The sequence below is a fragment of the Streptacidiphilus jiangxiensis genome (genome assembly GCF_900109465.1).
Taxonomy (GTDB): domain Bacteria; phylum Actinomycetota; class Actinomycetes; order Streptomycetales; family Streptomycetaceae; genus Streptacidiphilus; species Streptacidiphilus jiangxiensis.
Genome location: NZ_FOAZ01000043.1, coordinates 20,126 through 35,602 on the forward strand (window position 1 = coordinate 20,126; position 15,477 = coordinate 35,602).

Sequence of the window (15,477 nt, forward strand, 5' to 3'; positions counted from 1 at the left end):
CGCCGGCGACTTCGCCAACAGCACGACAGCCGACAGAACCTCAACTGGCGGCCGCTGACGGAGCCCGCGATCCTCCAACAAGGCTTCGAGCGCTCCGGAGATCCGCTCCCGGGTACGCCGGAGCAGCCGCAAGGGCTCGTGCAGCGGGGGGAGATCAGCGCGCGCTGAGGCGCTCGGCGTGTGCCGCACACCCCTTTGAAGGGTGGTCGGTTCATACCTTTTCAATCCGTTTTGGGCGTAGTCCGCAAAGGGCCTCGGCGAGCCGTTTTTTGGCAATGCGGGACTAGCCCTATGGCTGGCGGCTATTATCTGCTCCAGAACTGCATAGGGATGAGGGCACAACGCAACTGGCCGCTCGACCGTTTTCGAAGAAATGCCTGGTCAGCGGAGGTGAGAGCGTCTGCCGTGTTGGAAGCGGCTCAGGTCAGGTCAGATAGCTGTTGAGTCCCTCCCCGTCGTTCCAGCGGTTGGCCCCGCGGGAGACGACCGATGCGATGAAGCGACGAACTGAACATGCAAAAGCTCGGGGTGGCTCCCCGAGCGATGGGCGAGCTTGGCTGAGCCGCCCGGAAGGCGACCCAGGGGGTCGCCTTTTTCATGCTCGCGGTGCGTGTCTACTGGCCGGGTGACCATGGCTGTGGGCCGGCCGTTAGAACTTCTGAGGCATGGCTGTACCTCTGACACCGGAGCGATCGGCGTGCCTGGAGTGGTTGCCGGAGAGGGCATGCCTTTCGAGGGCGAGGCCCCTGTGGCCACGTCCTTCCCGAGCATCACACCAAACATCACGAGGTTCAGACTATCCTTAAACGGATCTGCGTGAGGCTGAACTCTTGGAGCGTGTCTGGTGGCAAGGTTTGCGGAACAACGCTGGCAATCACAGCCTGGCGCGACCGCCAGTCCGGACGATCAGCCTGCTCCTACCTTTCGTGCGTACATGCCAGACCCGCTTCTGGGACGTCCGATCATGCTCTCGGCCGAGCTGGCAGCCGAGGTAGCAGACGTCGATCGTCTGGTCCGATCGTTTAACGATGCCGCCCCCACGAGCCCGCATCTGGAGTCGCTGGCGCGCTTTCTGCTCCGCTCCGAGGCAGTGGCGTCCTCGCGGATCGAGGGTGTCGTTGCGTCAGCGCGCGCGATTGCCCACCTTGAGCTGATGCTTGCGACCAAGGCCGGCGACGACGGGCGCGTTCATCGGGGGATCAGCGACAGCGCCCGTGAGGTCGTGAACAACGTTCTGGCGTTGCGGAGAGCTGTAACGGCCCTCACTGAGGCGGAGAGCCTCACCGTCGCGGACATCAACGACTTGCAGGCCGCCCTCATGGTTGACACCGAACAGGGAGAGCTCTCCGGCGAGTTGCGCCAGGTCCAGAACTGGGTCGGCGGCAACGCCTATAGCCCCAGAGGCGCCGAGTACGTGCCGCCGGCGCCGGGCGAAGTTCTGCCCCTGATGGAGGACCTGGCGGCCTTCATCTCGGAGAGCCATCCTCTCCCGCTCGTGCAGGCGGCCCTTGTCCATGCGCAATTTGAGACGATCCACCCCTACACCGATGGCAACGGACGTACCGGCCGGGCCTTGATTCATACAGTCCTGGCGCGGCAGGGGCTGGCAGTTGGCCATGTCCTTCCGATCTCCATGTCGCTTCTTGCTCACGCTCGCGAGTACATCGCGGGACTGAACGCTTACCGATACGAGGGCGAACCGGACAGCCAACACGCATCGGCGGGCCTGGGCGCCTGGATCCGAGTCTTCTTGGCGGCAACCCGTGATGCAGTGGCAGAGGCCCGGCGCTTCACGGACGAGCTCGCGCAGATGCGGAAGGCCTGGGACGGACGGCTGGCCGGCTATCGGGAGAGCCAGTCACGTCGGGGGCAACCCCGAAAGGGGGCCGCGGTGGTGAGGCTCATGGAACAACTTCCCGGCGTTCCCATCGTGACCGCCAGGGCCACGCAGTCACTTCTGGGTATCTCCTTCGTCGCGGCGTCGGGCGCGTTGGAGGAGTTGGCTGGAGCAGGGATCGTGCAGGTCAAGGAGGTTGAACGGGGAACCCGCGCCTACCTGGCGACCGATGTACTGGATCTGATCAACGGGGCAGAGCGTCGACTTACCTACACGAAGTGGGAGTTGCCGGAGCTGGATGCCCGCGCATGATTGCCGCCGGCCGGCTCCAGTAGGAGGGGCCATGCTGGCAGGCGTGTTTCCTTTAACCTCAAGGCCCACCCGTTAAAGGAAAAAACTACGCTGAGTAGTCGAGAGGCGTCGGATCTTGGCGAAGCCCGAGCATCAGGAAGGGGGTCAGCAGCATCTGCTGCTGACCCCCTTCCTGTTCCTGGCGGTGAGGCTAGCTGGAGGGCCTGTAGGCGGCCGACAGCTTCGCACTACTGGATTGTGGTCACCATGTTCCTCTGGAACCATCCAGTCAGGTGAGAGCGCTCGGCCGGGAGGCTGGCCAGGTACTCGGCCAGGCAGGCACTGATGATCTCGAAGGGCTTCGCCTGGATGCCCTGAATGGACTCCAGGAGGTCCATCATCCGAGTAAGGCGAGCGTTGACGTCGGCACGCAGCGAGCAGACCGGCCGGTAGTTCGGCATGTTGGCACTGTCCTGATCGCTCAAGATGTACCGCCGGTAGGCCAGCCCCTTCTGGGCCAACTCGTAGACGTAGTCCCGCTCGTCCTCCATGGCATCGAGATCAACACCGGTCGGGTCGAGCGGCCTGAGCACCGGTTCGAGCGCAGCGTCGACGTAGGTGGCCGTTGTCAGCTTCGGGCGCTGGAGCGTCAGCGTCTTGATGAGCGCCCTGTCGGCCACGGACTGCGTGCCGACCTGATCTGCCGTGAGGCCGTACAGGTTGATGTTGCGATTCTCGAAGGGGAGAGCGTTCAACTGAGACGCGCTGTAAACGGTTAGGAGAGAGGCGTAGCTCGGAGCGATCTGCGACAGCTCGAGCATCGCATCCTGATTGCGCTGACGCGGCTGGTCCGGGTTGAACGGCTCGGTGGGCCGACGACGACCTGGACGGCGGGCCGGAACGCCAGCGAGTGAACTTGTAGCTCGTACAGCCGGAGCGGCTCCGCTGCGCCCCCACCCGGTTGATCCAGCAGACCGCTCTAGGGCCCCGCCAACCTGGAGTTCTGCCTGCTCTCGAATGCTCGTCGACGCACTAGTAGAGGGCTCGCCGTGGTCGTGCCCGGAACGCTGGTCATCAAGTGCCGGCTGCACCCGTCCTTCGACCACCGTGTCGGCGCCGGAGCCGACACGAGGCTGCGAGCCGGGAAGGCCGTCCGATGTCGAAGAGCCATCGGCAGCAGCGCTGCGGATGACGGGGTCGGCGGCAGTGGCGGCCACGGCAGGCATCTCAGTCTGCGCCGCTTCCGAAGGACCGTTGTCCCCGCCGGCTTCACCGTGCTGCGGAGGAACTGAAGGTGCCTTCGAGGACGTCGGCATCGCGAATCCACGGGAAGGCTGGTAGTCGTCCTCTTCGTCCTCTTCATCCGACCCGAGATTGAGGGCGGGGACGATCAGGTGAGAATTCTTGGCTTCCGGATCATGCTTGGGACCGGTCTTCGACCCCTTTGCCGCGTCCGCGGCCTTGGTGGTGGCGGGCATGGTCACGACGCTCCCTGCAGCTGGTTGTCACGGAGTTCGGTGTTGCGCTGACGCACTCGGGTGATCACCCCTCGTGCCAGGTTCGAGTAGTCATCGGCAAGCTTCACTGACGCCTCCGGGTCCGCGTAGCGGCCGTTCTCGTCCCGAGGCCGAGGAACCAACATGCCGTTCTCATCCTTGAGTTCACCCGTTGCGGCGAGGGCGAACTCACGGGCTGGCTTGCCGTGGTTGCGGCAGAGAGTGGCGATGGATCGCGCGTCGCGGACGTACTCGTCCAGGACCATGTCAGGGTCCATCTTCGCCTGTGTCAGCAGCGTCTCGATCTTCACCCGTACGTTGAGCAGCTCCTTCGTCGCATCCCCGTTCACCTTTCGGAACCCCAGGAACACGATCGCTGCGAGCTCAACTTCGGGGTTGAGGCGACGGTTAGACCGGATCAGTCGGGTGATCGTGGCCAGGCCGCCCAGCGCGGCGTTGTCCGTGTTGTGGATGGGCGCGACCAGGTGCGTGGCCGCTGCCAGCCCCGTTCGCTGGATGGACTTGTCACCAGGCGCGAAGTCGAGCACGATCCAGCGGTACAGGTGAGAGATCTGCGCGAGCAGAAGTGCCAGCATCAAGTAGGCAGCGAGAGAGTGAGCGTCGGACAGCTTGCTGATGCGCGCGGCGATGTCGGCGCAGTGCTTGCCGGACACTGTGGCGTCAAGGAACGGACGAAGATCCTTAATGACCTTGAGGCTTCCGTCGTTCGTGATCGCATCGCGGAGGGACTTGCCGTGGTCGTCGAACTCCCTGACGAGAGCTGAGACCTCGGCCTGAACGTCGGCCTCGGTGTCGCCGCTGCGGTCGAGCACCATCTTCAGGATCTTGGCGTGAAGACCGAAGTCTGTGCGGCTGTCACCGTTCTGGTCGAGCTCGATGTACAGGACGGGCTTGGCCGACTTGCCCTGGGCATTGCGAAGGGCCTGCTCCTCCGCCAGCATGTACGCCAAGTTGGTTGCAAGAGTCGTCTTGCCCTCGCCGCCCTTGCCGATGGTTACGCCGATCACGTTCCGCAGAAACGGGCGGAGGTACTCGACGAGTGCCTGGAGCGACGCATCGTCTGTCATGTCGTCGAAGTCGGCGATCGCTCCGAGTCGACTCTGCAGTTCGGTGTATTCGTAGAGTTCCAAGACTTCTCCGCTGTCGCGAGATGGCCACGAGAGCCACGCGCTAGCTTGTCCACGGCAGGTGCACTCATCGGCAGCCCGCCCGCGTGTCCTCGGCCGTGACCATACACGGGGATGCGAGTCGATGTCACGTCACGTCAAAGTATTTCCGTTCGTGTTGCCTTGAAGGCATCCGAACCGGACCCGCGTTCCCTCCATTTCTGGCGCACCGGGGAATTGATCTAATTCGGCGAGGCTCTAATGTGGCGTCAATTCGGGCGTCTAGCTCGACCGCTCGAAGCCTCTGTTCAATGCCCCTAGTGAAGCGAGCGACCAGGTGGGTCGATCGGCGAGGTGGGACTGCTGAGTGCGCGAGTGAGTAAGTGAGTGAAGTATGTGACTTTGTGAAACATGCAGGTCAGGGGCGACTTTGCCAACTCTTTACGGAGTGAGGATGGCGCCATCCGCGCGAGATAGACATGTACACGTCACTCGTTGAGGGCTGGATTCGGTGGATGACTTGCGCGATGAGGAGCGGGAGGGCTCGATTTCTGGCGATGAATTGGACGCCAACACACTTGATTCGCAGCCTGACCGCGCAGCATGTGGTGTTGAGTACGCCGTTGTTGTTGTTGACCTGGCGAAGGCAACGGCGAGCTTTGCCGGTAAGGGTGCAGGCTGCTACCTCAATGGCTCCTTGCAGCTGCGGCAATGACCGTGCTGGTGGCGAACCATGTCGCCAGGCCAGCTGCAGATGCGATGCCGAAGCCACAGCGCTCGGCAAGCAGTGCGGCGCCCACGGCTCCGTTGAACATGCCGACGCATGCAGCGAGATTGGCGAGACCCCAAGACAACTTGCCGAGCTGACGAGCGGCTCGGCGCACAGCCTCAACAGCGCTGAGAAGCAGCGGGCCGCCGAGGGCGTTGGCGAGCAGCGCTATCCACCATGGGAGTGCTGTGGCGAAGAGGATGAGCAAGGTACCCGCGATGGTCAGAAGGACCACGAGGAGTGCACTGACCGGACTCTGGCCTGGGGGAGCATCCCCCCTGTTCGATGCATCTGCCTCAGCCGCAGGGCCCTTCCAGAGCGTGATGGCAGCAGTCATCAGCAGGCCGCTGATGAGCGGCCAGGGTTCCGGCCAGTGCGCGAATTCGACCTCCTCCAGGGCGAGGATGACCGAGCCGACGGTCGCGCCTGCTGCGGTAGCCAGCCGACGGCCGCGCACCGGGGCGATGTCGAGCACCGTCACCACCCCGCTTGGTCCGTCAGCCCGGGAGCCTGCGCCGAACGCTGTAGCCCGCGCGATCGCGGAGAGGAGGTTGTCCACGGACTGGGCGTCAGGCGGTCGGCATTCTGGCTCCTTCTCCAGCAGATGCGCCACCAGGTCGGCGAGGTCGGCCGGGATGTGGGGGCGTTGAGCGTCCACCCGGCCTGGCACGTTGCTGGCATGTTGTGCCAGTACCTGCCACTGGTCTCCCACGAAGGGTGGCTCTCCGGTGAGGAGCTGGTGCATGAGGCATCCCAGCGCGTACAGGTCTGTGCGCGGCCCAGCCTCACCTCGGGCTTGCTCTGGAGCCATGTAGGTGGGGGTGCCGATCGCGACGCCGGTCGTGGTCAGTGAGCGGGCCGCCCTGCTGTCGGCAGGGCGCGCGATGCCGAAGTCGAGGAGTTTGACGGTGCCGTCCTGGGCGAGCCAGATGTTGTCCGGCTTGATGTCGCGGTGAACGACACCCGCGCTGTGCGCCGCCTGTAGGCCGGCGCAGATCTGGTGGCTCCAGCTGATGACGTCCGAGACCGCCGATGCCCCGGTGCGGCAGACAGTGCCTAGCGAGCGGCCCTTGAGCAGTTCCATCACCAGGTACATCACCCCGCGGCCGTCGACGTGCTCTTCGCCGTGGTCGTAGACGGTCACGATGTGGGGGTCGCTGAGCGAGGCGGCCAGGAGCGCTTCGCGGCGGAACCGCTCGCGGTCACGGTGGTCTGCGTCGAGGCCGGGGTGTAGCAGCTTGATAGCCACGGGTCGGCGGAGTGAGATGTCGTATCCGCGCCAGACCTCGCCCATGCCGCCACGGCCGAGGACCTCCTCAAGCCTGTACCGACCACTGAGGACTGTGCCCTGCATGGTTCCTTCCGAGTCCTGGTCTCCACCGGTGCCCGGTTGGCTGGCGAAGTGCGGCGCAGCCTATGTGCCCGCGCGGGAATCGCCCCGGTTGGGCAGCTGGGCTCGTCCTGCTGCGCCGGGTCGCGCGGTGCGGTCGGTCGGCCGGCCTGGAGCGGCGGAGCGCTCCGCGACGGGTCGACCTAGGATGCCTACGCACCGACACGGGGGGATACATGGCACGCCGCTCGACCGCATACCGCCGCCGCTCTACCAGGTACCGCCGCCGGTTTCCGGCTCGTCGAAGGGGGATGAACCGGGCGCAGCGCCGGCTGGCAGTGCGCGGCCTGCTGCTGGTTGTGGTGATCGGGGTGCTGGACTGGCTCTACAACGAGGGCCGCGCGCATGCCGCAGTGGCCGGGTTGCTGCTCACGCTGCTGCTCCTGGCGGGTGTCCTGGCGGGGATCGGCTGGTGGGCGGCGCGGATGGTGAAGGCGCGCCGGGCCCGCGAGCGGGAGCTCGTCCGCCTGGAGGAGGAAGCGCAGCGCCGGTGGGCGCGTCAGCGGCAGTTGCGGGACCTCCAGGTCTTCCTGGCCATGGACCCGCGCGAGTTCGAGGAGTCGCTGGCGGAGCTTTGCCGACGGGACGGCTGCACCTTCGTCCGGGTCGTCGGTGGCTCCGGGGACCTGGGCGCGGACGTCATCGCCCGGACGCCGGACGGCCGGGTCATGGTCATCCAGGCGAAGCGGTTCGGCCCGCGGAACCGGGTGGGGAGCCAGGCGGTGCAGATCGTGAACGGGACCGCGCGCGACCAGCACGGCGCGGACCTGGCCGTCATCGTCACCACCTCGAGCTTCACCCGGCAGGCCCGCGAGTTCGCCGGCCGCGTCGGCATCGTGCTCGTCGACGAGCAGGGCCTCGCCGGGTGGGCGAACCAGTCCGGTTCGGCGCCCTGGAACTGATCCCGGGCCAGGGGCGGCACGCCGAATTGTGCGGAAACGCCCATGCTGCCCGGAGGTCGAGCGGATACTGGGGATGCCACCGCGTCGGCGCTGGCTCCGCCTCCCCCGTGCGGAGCTGCGACCGGCGCGGTGCCGTTTCGGGCCGGTCGAACGGGTAGGGCGCGAGCCGACGGCGGAACCCCGCTGTGCGCGGGGCGGCCCTCCGTTACCGCCAGGTCAGGCGCCCGAGCCATCCCACGGCCGAGCCGGCCGCCAGAGCGGACAGGGGCAGTACCGCGGCGAGCACCTTCCCAGCCCGGCGCCAGGTCGGGCGCTCCTGGACGGTCAGGGTCAGCTGGCCGATCTCGATGCGGATGTAGGGGCGGCGGCGCGAGGTCACTGCTCCTCCCGGCCGGTGTGGGCGGCGTCGCCGCGGCGTGCGGCCCGCCGCCGCTGCTGCTCCTGCCCGAAGCGTTGGAGCTGCCGTCGGACCCGCTCGCCGAGCGCGGCCGGATCGGCGCAGCCGGGGTCGGCTTCGGCGGCGGCCTGCGTCCACGTCAGCTGGCTGGCGAGGTAGGCGCGGAGCACCGCCCGGTCCCTGGCCCCGAGGGCTGCCTCGGCCCGCTGTTGGAGTTGGCCGGGCAGCCGCGAGAGGACTGCCTCCTCGACGCTGGGGTCTGCCGGGGACCAGGTCGGCATGGCGTGGGCGCGTGCCTGGTAGCAGGGCTCGGCGAGGTCGAGGATCAGGACGGACTGGTTGCCGATCAGGTGCCGGTACAGCGGCTTCACGTCCGGGCCGGGCCCCGCGATCGACTCCCACAGCCGCCTCCGCAGCTCGTCATCCGTGAAGGCGCGCACGTCGAGGTTCGAGCAGCCGGCGACCGCGGCGGCCAGGGCGGCGAGCAGCTCGGGATGGTCGGCTGGCCCGGCGGCGAACATCCCCGTGTCGTCCAGGACCTGGTCCGCCAGCCAGTGGCGGCGCAGCGCCTCCAGGTGTGCGGGGTAGTCCGGGTGGCCGACGCAGGTCCGGGCGGCCAGCACCGCGGCGGGCAGTGAGCGCATCCCGGCGTACACCGCGCCCGGTCCGAAGCCGGCGGCGTGCTCCCACAACGCGAGTGCGTCCCCGTCGCCGGCGTGCTTGGTGACGTCGACGTAGACGTGGATCCCGGCCCTCGCCAGCTCGGCGGCCGCCGCCGCATACGGGGCCTGGGTGCCGACTGCTGCTGCGCGCCCGAGCACGTAGTCCAGCTGCCGGACCGTCCTGGTGTCCGGGTCGGGGAGGCCGAACTGGGGCACGTACCACGGCAGGTCGGCCACGCTTTCGTCGTGCGGGCTTCGCAGCGACCGTGCCGCGCCGACGGCGGTGCCGAGGGTGCGGACGGACCGCGTCGCGTCCAGCGCGATCTCGGCGAGCGACCGCTGGGCGGAGACGGGGGCGGGTTGGGCGGCAGCCGGTGGCGGGGGAGTGGTGGACACAGGTCTTCCTCCAAGACGCGGTTCGGGACAGTCCTTTCACTGATAGGCAGCGGCGCGCACGACGAACAGCAGAAAATCTTGAGCCGCCTCCGGAGGCCGTGGGGAACTCCCGGCGGATCGGGCGCCAGGCGGCGAGGAATTCACCCGATCGAGTGTCCGGAGCTGGGAGTGGGCACCCGGGCTCCCCTACGCTCACCCCTCCGGGCCGGTGCGTAGGGTGGGGCCAGCCGGTAGCTGGTGGGGGAGGCGACGCTGATGAAGGAAGAGAGCGGCTGGGCGGAGCGGGCCGCGTGCCGACAGGACGACCCCGAGTCGTTGTTCGTCGAGGGGGCCGAGCAGAACCGCGCGAAGGCCGTCTGCATGGGCTGCCCGGTCCGTACCGAGTGCCTTGCGGACGCGCTCGACAACCGGGTCGAACACGGCGTCTGGGGAGGAATGACCGAGAGGGAGCGACGCGCCCTGCTGCGCCGCCGTCCCACGGTCGCCTCCTGGCGGAGCCTGCTCGAGGCGGCCCGGGACGAGCACGAGCTGCAGTACGCGGGCGGGCAGCTGCCGCGGGCCGTCTGACCGGCGGCCGGTCACGGTCCTGGCCGGGTGCACTCCGCGGCGTACGGGCCGGGACCGGCCCTGCTTGAGACGATGAGCATGCGGCTGCGCCGCGGGAACATCCGGTTGGACGTGGGCGAGGAGGCCGGCAATGGAGCGGTTCGAGCCGGGGGAGACGGTGGTCCGCCGAGACCTGTTCCGCGGCCGGGTGTGGAGCGCCACTGCCCTGCGCGTCGTCGAGGACACCGACCAGGCCCTGGTCACCGCATGCCGGCCCGGCGCCGAGGCGATGGCGTCCCGCACCTACGTCCAGTCCCGGGCCACGGGAGACGACGCGGACCGCAAGCAGGCGATTCCCGACCTTGCGGCCGGCTCCTGGGAGCTGGCCCCCTGGCACTGGCAGCAGACGGTGCTGCTCATGTGGAAGCCGCCGGCCGCCTGGTACTCCGTCAACGCGTTCTTCGACCCTGGCCCTGGCCACGAGCTGCTGCGCTGGTACGTCAACTTCGAACGACCCATGGTCCGCACCGCGGAGGGCTTCGACACCTTCGACCTCCTCCTGGACCTGGTGGTCGCCGCCGACCTGTCGACCTGGGAGTGGAAGGACGTCGACGAGTTCGAGCTCGGCTGTCGGCTCGGGGTCGTCGACGCCGAGGACCGTCGTCAGGTGGAGGCTGCCACGACAGAGGTCCTCAAGCTGATCGAGAAGCGCGGCGGCCCCTTCACGCCTTCCAGTGGGTGGGCGACCTGGCGCTCCGATCCGTCCTGGCCGGCCACCGTCCTGCCCTCTGGCGCCAACTGACGGCTCGCCGTCCACCATCCCCCGCCGCCGCGTGGAAGCAGAGCCGATCGGGTCCATCCCGGGCGGCGCCGGCGACGGGGCGCGGCGGAGCGGTGGTCCGTCAGGCTGGCCGGCCGACCCAGGCCTCGTGCGTCGCCGCGACGAAGTCGTTCTCTCGGAGTCGGCCCCGCAGAATTCCGACGCGGGTGCGCCCCTCCAACACCTGCAGGCCGCTTGCCGACGAGTCCAGCAGCCTCCGGTCCAGCAGAAGCGGCGGCCGCTTCCAGGTTCCGTGGTCCCTCCACATCTCCGCGACGCCGACGTGGATGCCCGAGTCGCGCACGCTGACGTAGTGGCCCGGGTGGAGGGCGAACGTCTCGATGCAGTCCGCCTCGGACAGACCGGTCGGCATCGTGCTCAGCTCCACCGCCGTGACCATCTCGAGCGTCCACACGATCGCGGTGAGGTCGACGTGCCCGTAGTCGCGTTCGAAGGGACCGTGGTCACCGTGGTCGTAGAGGAACTGCTCGACGACGTCGTCCGGCCACTGGAGCGAGGCGATCATGGGGTCGGCGCGGAAGGCTGCAAAGCTCAGGCCGAGGCCGTAGTCGGGCCGGCGGCGGCGCATCAGTTCGCGCAGGTCGGTCAGCTTCACGGCTCTACCCTAGGACCCGCAGCTCAGGCGCCCGTGCCGTCTGTGCCGCTCACCGCAGGCTTGGGCGATCGTCAGGGCGCTGGATGAGCGGCGTCAGGACGCCGAGCTGATGTCCGACGCCTTCGCCCCCGCCGGGTCAACAGGTGCTTCTCCCTCCGGCGGCCGCAGGGGCGATCGGCGATGTCGGACCCGGGTGAGAGCGTGCCCCCGTGCTGATTCCCCTCGCCGCCGCGCGGCAGATGGTGGCCGACGAGCTGCCCGAACCGGTCCTGCGCCTCGCCCCGGACGCCCTCCAGCCGCACGGGCTACGCGACACCGGCCACCTCCACCTCGGCGCCCGGTCGCTGCGCGGCCACAAGCAGAGCGGGCAGTGGCACGTCGAGGACCAGGAGCTCGCCGACGCGATCGCCGGCCTCAGCAGCGTGGCGCGCAGCGCGGGCCCGCTGATACCGGCGGGCCTGACCTGGACCAGCTTGGAAGGCGACTTGGACGACTGGCGCCTGACGGTGCAGCGGGAACTGGTCCGCCGGGCGGCCGCCTCCCGGCAGCGCAAGAAGGCCGTGGACCTCCTGGACGCTGGCCTCCACCCCGAGGTGCAGCGCCCAGCCGCCCAGGCGATCGAGAAGGAGCTCGCCTTCCTTCGCGGCCGGCCGCAGCGGACGGAGCCCGCCGCGGTTACGGGGATCGCGGTCCTGGACCTGATGAAGCGACGGACCGGCACCTGGTGCATACCGGCCCGCTGGGCCGAGGCCCTCGACGCCGCGCAGAGCAGCAGGCGGGCCCTGCTCGCCGAGGCCCGCCGCTGCGCCGGGTGCGGGCGACCGGCCGACCGGACCCAGGAGTGGGACTGGCGCTCCTCCGGCGCGGACGGGTGGATCACCCAGTGCCCCGACTGCGCGGCCGGCGCCTTCGCGGTCTACGCCGGTTCGATGCGCGGGGTGCTCTACGTCTCCGAGCGGCGCCGGGCACTGCGCGCGGACGTCTACCTGTGCTGGGTCTGCGGGCTGCGCCAGGCGGTCGACTGGGAGCACTGCCACGATCACGGCTACCTTCGCGGGCCGGCCTGCGCCAGCTGCAACCACGCCGAAGCGGCCGGGCACGGCGTGTGGCGGAACTTCGACGGCACCAACCGGCGCACCACACGCCATCTGCTGCACTGCCACGGCTGCCGCACGGCGCACACCCTGCCCCGCCGCCACCTGGCCGCCCTGGTCACCGCCCGGCTGCGCGCCGCCGAGCGGCACCCGCGCTGCCTGGCCGAGCCCGTGGTGGAGCTGACCGACCTCGCCGACGGCGGCTTCCACGCAGTGCTGAGCTGCCCCGGCCGGCACCGGAACCCGCCGAGCTGGGAGACCGAGGTCGAGCAGAGGACGACGGCCGGGTGGGTCCAGGAGCTCCTGGCCGAGCACGGGTGAGCCGCCCGGCCGGGGTCAGCGGCGGGTGTACCGCTCGGCGAAGGGCGTCCGCACGTCCGGGACCTCCACCGCGGCGACGGCGGCGCCGGCCCGCCCTGCGGCCTGGAGCACCGCGGTGATGTCGCCGACGGCCAGGGTCTCGGCGGGACAACCACGGCACTCCCCGTCCGCGCGGTGCCCCGGCCCGCCGGCCGCGAGCGCCCGGACGTGGCCCAGGGCGTCGAGGGGCCGGTCGACGCGCACCGCGTACCAGGTGCCGGCCTGCTCGCCGGCGGGGAGCCCGGCCGCGATCGCCGGGTACATCGGCAGGCCGACTTCCCCGTCGACGCTGCGGACGAGGACGACCTGGTCGAGGTGGTCGCGCTGGTCGGGCTCGGGCCGGTCAAGGGCGAGCCACGCGGCGGCCTCGGCACGAGGCCCCGGGCCCCACAGATACTGCGCGGGGAACCTGGTGGTGGCGTGCCGGGCGTCGTACTCCATCAGCCCCGGGTCGTCGTAGACCGCGCGGATCACCAGCCAGGTCAGCTCGTCGTCCTCGCCCTCCGCAGTCAGGTCCTCCGCCCGGGCCGCGCAGATCCGATCCCCGCTCTTCGACCAGCCGAGCGCGACGACGCCCCGCTCGACCGGTGCCGGGTACAGCCGGCCTCCGGGCGTCGGGTGGCCCCACAGGTGATTGATGATCTCGGCGAGGTCGGACAGGGTCCGGGCGGCGTCCACCGGGGTGCTCAGCCCGTAGCTGCCGTGGGCGACGTGGTTGCGCATGTCCTGCAGCACCGGCTCCAACGTGCGGTTGCGCTGCCCGCGCAGAAGGCCCTCGTGGCGGGCCCAGGACAGCAGCCCGCCGAGCATCCCGTTGAACCGCACCCAGTCCGCCGGGGCGCCGGTCCGGATCTCCACACCCTTCAGCTCTCGGAAGCGCTCGAAGAACGCCGGGTAGCTGGCCATAGCGATCCGGTGCACCCGCCCCCGGCGGTCGCGCACCTCGACGTCCTGGCCGAGGTAGCGGGCGGCGAACCGGTCCCTGAGCGCCTGCTCCAGCGCGAGCTGCGCCTGGTCCTCGACCAGGGTGAACAGCTCGTAGCACAGGACACCCCGGACGTAGGCCGCGCGCAGCTGCTCGAACTTCGCGCGGGTCGTCTCGGCGACGTCGTCGGCCAGCTGAGCCCGGGCCACCACCCGCTGCTGAAAATCCGCCGCGTCCTGCGGGCGCATCTTGCCGCCGAGCCCGAGCGGACTGAACACCAGGGTCCGTTCGTCTGGGGCCTGCAGTTCCTCGAGCGTCTTGATTTCCATGGACCGGTGCCGGCCTTCCTGGCTGCGTCGTCGTTGATGAACCCGCCAGGATGGGGCTCATCTGCCCCGTGCCGCAACCGGATTGACGGCACCGAGCCCTGCGCGGCGGAGCGCGGCCAGCTACCGCTTCCTACCGGGGCTGAGGCTCCGGGGCCAGTGCGATCGTCATCCACGGCGCGGCGTCGGTGCGGTAGCCGTGTCCGACCGGGGCCACGTCGCTCTGGTCGGTCAGGCTGAACCCGGTGACCATGATCATCGGTGAGTCGTCGGCGACCGAGGCGATCTGGGTCCCGCACTGCGGGCAGAAGCCTCGCCGCAGCGTCGGCCAGGTCGCGTACCAGCTCGGCTCGCCGCCGGGTCCGGTCCAGGTCAGCGCCTCCCTGCGGAAGCCGACCCACAGCATCGCCGGCCCGCCGCCGATCCGCGTGCAGTGCTTGCAGGAGCAGAGATGGGGGTCGTCCGGCTGGCCTGTCGCCTCGTAGCGGATGGCCCCGCACTGGCACTGGCCGGATCGAACAGCGGGCTCGGCGGCGGTGGTCACGGGCTCCCCCTGGGGTGAAGTGCACGGTGGGGTGCCAGCCTTCCACCTGGGCGATCTCCCGGGGCGGGTGTTCGAAGGAACTGAACCCCCGCGGGACGAGAGATTCACCCGACCCGGTCACCGCGGCGGCGGCCGGCTGACCGCGCCTTCGCCGTGGAGGGCGCCCCGGCCCGGACGGAGCGGGGGCCGTCGCGGCGCACAGTCCCTGAGCTGGGCCTTTGTGGATCAAGCAAACGGGTGACGATCCAGCGACGCGGCGTGCGCGGGCTTGCAATTAATAGTGCACTAGTTCGATTCTTGGGGTGTGGAGACGACGATCAGCGCCCTGGCGGCCCAGCTCCAGCTGCCACGGCCGGCCCCGGTGGTGCCGGTCCTGCCTGCCCTGGCGGAGCTGCTGCCCGAGCGCGGGCTGCGCCCGGGCGCGGCCGTGGTCGTCGGCGGCAGTACGGCGCTGACCCTGGCGCTGATCGCGGCGGCGACCCAGCAGGGAACGTGGTGCGCGGCCGTCGGCTTCGAGGACCTGGGGCTGGTCGCCGCTGCGGAGTCCGGCGTCGAGCTGACCCGGCTGGCGCTGGTCGAACGGCCCGGGGAGCACTGGGAGGAGGCCGCCACCGCGCTGGCCGACGCGGTCGGCGTCCTGCTGCTGCGCCCGGCCGGCACGGTGGGGGAGCGGGCGGCGGCCCGGATCACGGCCCTGGCCCGCCGGCACGGCTGCGCGCTGGTGGTCGAGGGCGGCTGGCCGTCCGCGCAGGTGCGCCTTCAGGTGACCGGAAGGCAGTGGACCGGGGTGGGGCAGGGGCGCGGCCGGCTGCGGGCCCGCAGGGTGCTGGTGGCCACCGGCGGCCGCGGCGCGGCGGCGCGCGGGCGCGAGGTGGGGCTGTGGCTGCCGGACGAGGACGGCGCGATCCGCCTGGCCGAGCCCGCCCGCACCGGACACGGCGCGGCCGAGCGCCGCGGTCACCTGGCGGTGGCCACGTGA

General features: G+C 69.7%; 14 protein-coding genes. 6 read left to right on the plus strand and 8 right to left on the minus strand.

The annotated features are described in order from the left end of the window. The first annotated feature begins 934 nt into the window (after window positions 1-934). Window positions 935-2,149, plus strand: coding sequence for a Fic family protein (locus tag BMY61_RS41280; RefSeq protein WP_082015110.1), 1,215 nt, complete (start codon window positions 935-937; stop codon window positions 2,147-2,149). 227 nt (window positions 2,150-2,376) lie between these two features. On the opposite strand, the gene BMY61_RS45685 is transcribed toward BMY61_RS41280, so the two are convergent. From BMY61_RS45685 to BMY61_RS41295, 3 genes are all read right to left on the minus strand, one after another. Beyond that, on the minus strand, window positions 2,377-3,606 hold the full coding sequence (locus BMY61_RS45685; RefSeq protein WP_143094785.1) for a hypothetical protein: 1,230 nt from the start codon (window positions 3,604-3,606) through the stop codon (window positions 2,377-2,379). Window positions 3,607-3,608: 2 nt separating this feature from the next. Then, on the minus strand, window positions 3,609-4,775 hold the full coding sequence (locus tag BMY61_RS41290) for a ParA family protein (protein WP_042449621.1): 1,167 nt from the start codon (window positions 4,773-4,775) through the stop codon (window positions 3,609-3,611). 662 nt (window positions 4,776-5,437) lie between these two features. Beyond that, entirely contained in the window at window positions 5,438-6,874 is a 1,437-nt protein-coding gene (locus BMY61_RS41295) for a serine/threonine-protein kinase (RefSeq protein WP_052438829.1), read from the minus strand. Between the two features lie 287 nt (window positions 6,875-7,161). On the opposite strand from BMY61_RS41295, the gene BMY61_RS45690 reads away from it, so the two are divergent. Further along, window positions 7,162-7,812, plus strand: a complete 651-nt coding sequence (locus BMY61_RS45690; RefSeq protein WP_052438830.1) for a restriction endonuclease — start codon at window positions 7,162-7,164, stop codon at window positions 7,810-7,812. Between the two features lie 205 nt (window positions 7,813-8,017). Here BMY61_RS45690 and BMY61_RS46860 read toward each other — a convergent pair whose 3' ends face one another. Both BMY61_RS46860 and BMY61_RS41305 read right to left on the minus strand, forming a co-directional pair. Beyond that, on the minus strand, window positions 8,018-8,191 hold the full coding sequence (locus tag BMY61_RS46860; protein ID WP_161791274.1) for a hypothetical protein: 174 nt from the start codon (window positions 8,189-8,191) through the stop codon (window positions 8,018-8,020). Beyond that, the gene (locus tag BMY61_RS41305) at window positions 8,188-9,267 is read right to left on the minus strand and encodes a hypothetical protein (protein ID WP_042449623.1); all 1,080 of its coding nucleotides are present in this window, start codon (window positions 9,265-9,267) and stop codon (window positions 8,188-8,190) included. The genes BMY61_RS46860 and BMY61_RS41305 overlap by 4 nt, the downstream gene beginning before the upstream one ends. A gap of 255 nt (window positions 9,268-9,522) precedes the next feature. On the opposite strand from BMY61_RS41305, the gene BMY61_RS41310 reads away from it, so the two are divergent. Continuing rightward, on the plus strand, window positions 9,523-9,834 hold the full coding sequence (locus BMY61_RS41310; RefSeq protein ID WP_042449624.1) for a WhiB family transcriptional regulator: 312 nt from the start codon (window positions 9,523-9,525) through the stop codon (window positions 9,832-9,834). Window positions 9,835-9,964: 130 nt separating this feature from the next. Then, on the plus strand, window positions 9,965-10,615 hold the full coding sequence (locus BMY61_RS41315; RefSeq protein ID WP_042449626.1) for a ribonuclease FAU-1 family protein: 651 nt from the start codon (window positions 9,965-9,967) through the stop codon (window positions 10,613-10,615). Between the two features lie 100 nt (window positions 10,616-10,715). Here the strand turns inward: BMY61_RS41315 and BMY61_RS41320 are convergent, their stop codons facing one another. Further along, window positions 10,716-11,249 (minus strand): hypothetical protein, encoded by a 534-nt coding sequence (locus tag BMY61_RS41320; protein WP_042449628.1) that lies wholly within the window; start codon window positions 11,247-11,249, stop codon window positions 10,716-10,718. A 209-nt stretch (window positions 11,250-11,458) separates the two neighbouring features. On the opposite strand from BMY61_RS41320, the gene BMY61_RS41325 reads away from it, so the two are divergent. Further along, on the plus strand, window positions 11,459-12,664 hold the full coding sequence (locus BMY61_RS41325) for an endonuclease domain-containing protein (RefSeq protein WP_052438831.1): 1,206 nt from the start codon (window positions 11,459-11,461) through the stop codon (window positions 12,662-12,664). Window positions 12,665-12,679: 15 nt separating this feature from the next. On the opposite strand, the gene BMY61_RS41330 is transcribed toward BMY61_RS41325, so the two are convergent. After that, window positions 12,680-13,957: a hypothetical protein gene (locus BMY61_RS41330; RefSeq protein WP_042449629.1), complete on the minus strand. Its 1,278-nt coding sequence runs from the start codon at window positions 13,955-13,957 to the stop codon at window positions 12,680-12,682. A 130-nt stretch (window positions 13,958-14,087) separates the two neighbouring features. Continuing rightward, entirely contained in the window at window positions 14,088-14,498 is a 411-nt protein-coding gene (locus BMY61_RS41335) for a GFA family protein (protein WP_042449631.1), read from the minus strand. A gap of 304 nt (window positions 14,499-14,802) precedes the next feature. Between BMY61_RS41335 and BMY61_RS41340 the strand changes: the two genes are divergently transcribed. Then, window positions 14,803-15,477, plus strand: a complete 675-nt coding sequence (locus BMY61_RS41340) for a hypothetical protein (RefSeq protein ID WP_042449633.1) — start codon at window positions 14,803-14,805, stop codon at window positions 15,475-15,477.